This window comes from Ilumatobacter sp., from assembly GCF_049588435.1.
Taxonomy (GTDB): domain Bacteria; phylum Actinomycetota; class Acidimicrobiia; order Acidimicrobiales; family Ilumatobacteraceae; genus Ilumatobacter_A.
This window is the reverse complement of the sequence record NZ_JBAVYV010000070.1, coordinates 1-4,356: the sequence shown is the minus strand read 5'-3', so window position 1 is coordinate 4,356 and position 4,356 is coordinate 1. Positions and strand designations below refer to the sequence as shown.

The following is a 4,356-nucleotide window of genomic DNA, read 5'->3' as shown; positions in this document are numbered from 1 at the left end:
GTTGTCTACCAGTCGGTTGCGGTCGAGCCGGGCCGATCGTCCGCTCGTTCGCCGGAGTCGCGACGATCGCCGAGCTGTCCACCGTCCCTCGAGCGATCCGCCCTGGAATTTCGACAGATCGTGACGGAAGGCGTCCAGATCCACCGAGAATTCGGAATGCTGGCATGACGCTCTCGGAAATTTCGACAGATCGGAACGGCTGGCGTCACGATCCCTCGAGTTTTCCCGGTGTGGACACGGAGCGCCCGACCGGCACGCGAGGATGACACCGACCACGGGAGGTCTGCGATGAGCCGCGACATGTTCTACGAGGAGGTCGAGGCGACGCTCGACGGGATCCGGGACGACGGGCTGTGGAAGCACGAGCGCGAGATTGTGTCGCCACAGGGTCCGTGGGTCTCCACGGGCGGTGGCGCGGAGCGAGTGATGAACCTCTGCGCCAACAACTACCTCGGGCTCGCCGATCACCCCGATCTCGTCGCGGCCGCTGAACAGTCGATGGCCGAGTACGGCTACGGGATGGCGTCGGTTCGGTTCATCTGCGGCACGCTCGATGCCCACCGTGAGCTCGAACACCAGCTCGCCGACTACCTCGGAACCGACGATTCGATCCTGTTCGCCGCCTGCTTCGACGCCAACGGCGGCGTCTTCGAGACGCTGCTCGGGCCGGACGATGCGATCGTCTCCGATTCGCTGAACCACGCCTCGATCATCGACGGCATCCGGCTCTGCAAGGCGTCCCGGTACCGCTACGAATCTCGCAATCTCACCGACCTCGACGCCCAGCTGACGGCGGCTCGAGACGCCGGGAACCGCCGGGTTCTCGTGGTCACCGATGGTGTGTTCTCGATGGACGGATACATCGCCGACCTGGCCTCGATCTGCGAGGTGGCCGACCGCCACGATGCGCTGGTGATGGTCGACGACGCCCACGCGACCGGCATCGTCGGGCCGGGTGGGCGCGGCACACCGGCGCTCCACGACGTGGTCGACCGGGTCGACATCGTCACCAGCACGCTGGGCAAAGCGCTCGGTGGCGGCATGGGTGGGTTCATCGCCGCCCGCCAGAGCGTCGTCGATCTCCTTCGCCAACGGGCCCGGCCGTACCTCTTCTCCAACGCGCTCGCTCCGGCGCTTCTCGGCGGCGGGCTCGCTGGGCTCACGCTCGCGCGGGACGGCGATGACCGCCGACAACAGCTCACCAGGAATGCACGACGGTTCCGGGAGGCGATGGCGAACGCCGGCTTCGAACTGTCGGGCGAGGGGCACCCGATCATCCCGGTGATGGTCGGTGACGCGTCGCTGGCGGGCGAGATGTCGGGTCGACTGCTCGCCCGCAACATCTACGTGACCGCCTTCTCGTTCCCGGTCGTGCCCCACGGTGCGGCTCGGATCCGGACTCAGATGAATGCGGCGCACGCCGACGACGACATCGACCAGGCGGTCGAAGCATTCGTCGCGGTCGGCCGCGAACTGGAGTTGATCTCGTGAAGGCGCTCGTCAAACCGGGTCCGGTGCCGGGTCTCGAGATGCGTGACGTCCCGCGTCCCGACGTGGGCCCGAACGACGTGCTGATCGCGGTGACCCACGCCGCGATCTGCGGTACCGATCTGCACATCCACGACTGGGATGCGTGGGCGAGCGAGAACGTCGTGACGCCCGTTGTCGTCGGCCACGAGTTTGTCGGAACGGTCGCGGAGATCGGCGGGCAGGTCACCAACGTGGACGTCGGAAGTCGCGTGGCCGGCGAGGGCCACATCGTGTGCGGCCGTTGTCGAAACTGCCGCGCCGGCCACCGACACCTGTGCAACGCGACCGTCGGTGTCGGCATCCATCGCGACGGCGGCTTCGCCGAGTACGTGTCGATCCCGGCGACCAACGTGTATCCGGTCCCCGACTCGGTTCCCGACGAGATCGCGGCGATCCTCGATCCGCTGGGCAACGCCGTGCACACCGTGCTCTCTTTTGACGTGGTCGGCGAGGACGTGTTGATCACCGGCGCCGGCCCGATCGGTCAGATGGCGGCAGCGATCTGTCGACACGCGGGTGCCCGCCATGTCGTGATCACCGACCTCGTTCCCGCCCGTCTCGCGATCGCCGAGCGGATGGGCGCGAGTCGTGCCGTCCGCGCCGATCAGGAGACGCTCGAGGACGTGATGGTCGAACTCGGGATGGACGAGGGGTTCGACGTCGCGCTCGAGATGTCGGGGAGCGGTCGTGCACTGGCCGACATCCTGCGCGTCACCACGCACGGGGCGCACGTGGGCCTGCTCGGGCTGTTCCCGGAGCCCGCCACGGTCGACGTGAACCACGCGATCCTGAAGGGGCTGCAGATCAAGGGCATCTATGGCCGCGAGATGTTCGACACCTGGTACAAGGCAGTGTCGATGCTCGATTCAGGGCTCGAGATCGCCCCGGTGATCAGCCACCGATTCGCGCTCGACGACTTCGCCGCCGCCTTCGACGCCCTCCACGCCGGCGACGCCACCAAGGTCGTCCTCGACATCAGCTGAGTCCGAGTGCGACCGCTATTCCGAGTCGTCGATGTCGAGGTCCTTCGTGGAGCGAGGATGTCCGTGCGCCGCGACCGCGTCGCCGACGACGACGAGGAACCGAACGTCACGAGCGACGAATCTAGGCAGCAACGGCGATGCCGAGGGTGTCGGCGGCGAGGACCTTCGGCGCGCCCTCCTCGTAGAAGACGTCGGCCTCCGTGATGGTGAACCCGGCCTCGGTGATCAGATCGGAGATGCGCCGCGTGAGATGGCATCCACCGACGAGGCGCTTCTGCATCGGTTCGAGTCGGTGTTGCCAGTGCTGGACCTTGTCATCGGGGGCGAGCCCGTGCTCGATGAAGTGCAGTGTCCCTCCGGGCTTGAGAACCCGCCGCACTTCCTCGAGCGCAGCGATCGGATCGGGGATCGTGCAGATGGTCCACGTCGACAGCGCGGTGTCGCAACTGTCGTCGTCCAGTGGCAGTGACTGGCCGTCGAGGCCGGCGCGTTCGACGGGGATCGGCGAGGCGGCGAGGCGCTTGCCGGCGAGCTTCCACCCGAGGTCGGCCGGTTCGATCGCGGCGACGCCGGTGACGGCTGCTGGATAGAACGGAACGTTGAGCCCGGACCCGAAGCCGATCTCGACGACGTGGCCGTGGAGGCCGGCGCACACCCGGCTGCGCAGCGGATTCGCCGATTTGATGCCACATGCCAGATTGATGATGCGGGGCAATATCTGTTCGGCGTACAGTCCCATCGCGTCCTCCTCGATACTCGCTCGCGTCAGCGGATTGATCCCCCAAGGGTAGACCCGTGCACACTCCGCAGCGAGAGGCACCGTCCATGGCGTTTGCTCACTCTTCGGTCGTTGCAGTCACAAGCGGTACGTTTCCGTGATGGACCATCGCAACCTCGGTCACACCGGGATGATCGTCAGCCCCCTCTGCCTCGGGGCGATGATGTTCGGAAAGTGGGGTGAACCCGATCACGACGCATCGATCGCGATCATCCACCGCGCGCTCGCCGAGGGCATCAACTTCATCGACACCGCCGACATCTACTCGCGTGGCGAATCGGAGACGATCGTCGGGAAGGCCCTCGCCGGTGGCCGTCGCGACGATGTCATCCTCGCCACCAAGTTCCACGGTCCGATGGACGTCGAGATGGGCCAGCGTGGCGGTGACCCGAACCACCGGGGCAACTCCCGTCGATGGATCATCAAGGAGGTCGAGAACAGCCTGAAGCGGCTGCAGACCGACTGGATCGACCTCTACCAGGTGCATCGCCCGGACACGGGAACCGACGACGACGAGACGATCTCCGCACTGACCGACCTGCAGCGACAGGGAAAGATCCGGGCCTTCGGGTCCTCCACGTTCCCGGCCCATCGCATCGTCGAGGGTCAGTGGATCTCCGAGCGCCGGGGACTCGGCCGATTCGTCACCGAGCAGCCGCCGTATTCACTGCTGGTTCGTGGTGTCGAGGCCGACGTCCTCCCCGTCGCCGAGAAGTACCACATGGGCGTCATCCCGTGGAGTCCGCTCGCGGGTGGCTGGCTGTCCGGAAAGGTCCGCAAGGGTCAGGGCGCTCCCGACACGAACCGGGCGAAGATGCGTCCCACGATGTTCAACACGTCGAACCCCGGCAACGCCCGCAAGCTCGATGCTGTCGAGGAGCTCGCGCTGCTGGCGGGGGAGGCCGGCATCTCGCTGATCCATCTCGCCATCGCATTCGTGATGCAGCACCCGGGGGTCACGGCGCCGATCATCGGTCCGCGCACGATGGAGCACCTGGAGTCGCAGATCGGTGCCGCCGATGTGACGCTGCCCACCGACGTCCTCGATCGCATCGACGAGATCGT

General features: G+C 66.6%; 4 protein-coding genes. 3 read left to right on the top strand and 1 reads right to left on the bottom strand.

Annotated elements, in window-relative coordinates; genetic code table 11:
* Window positions 1-288: 288 nt before the first annotated feature.
* Window positions 289-1,491 carry a glycine C-acetyltransferase gene (locus tag WBV89_RS02445; protein WP_423979753.1) on the top strand — a complete coding sequence of 401 codons (1,203 nt, stop codon included), beginning with the start codon at window positions 289-291 and terminating at the stop codon, window positions 1,489-1,491.
* Window positions 1,488-2,513, top strand: a complete 1,026-nt coding sequence (gene tdh / locus WBV89_RS02440; RefSeq protein ID WP_423979752.1) for an L-threonine 3-dehydrogenase — start codon at window positions 1,488-1,490, stop codon at window positions 2,511-2,513. The genes WBV89_RS02445 and tdh overlap by 4 nt, the downstream gene beginning before the upstream one ends.
* Before the next feature lie 121 nt (window positions 2,514-2,634).
* Here the strand turns inward: tdh and WBV89_RS02435 are convergent, their stop codons facing one another.
* Entirely contained in the window at window positions 2,635-3,252 is a 618-nt protein-coding gene (locus WBV89_RS02435; RefSeq protein WP_423979751.1) for a class I SAM-dependent methyltransferase, read from the bottom strand.
* Window positions 3,253-3,391: 139 nt separating this feature from the next.
* Between WBV89_RS02435 and WBV89_RS02430 the strand changes: the two genes are divergently transcribed.
* A partial coding sequence (locus WBV89_RS02430) for an aldo/keto reductase (protein ID WP_423979750.1) occupies window positions 3,392-4,356 on the top strand: 965 nt, incomplete at its 3' end.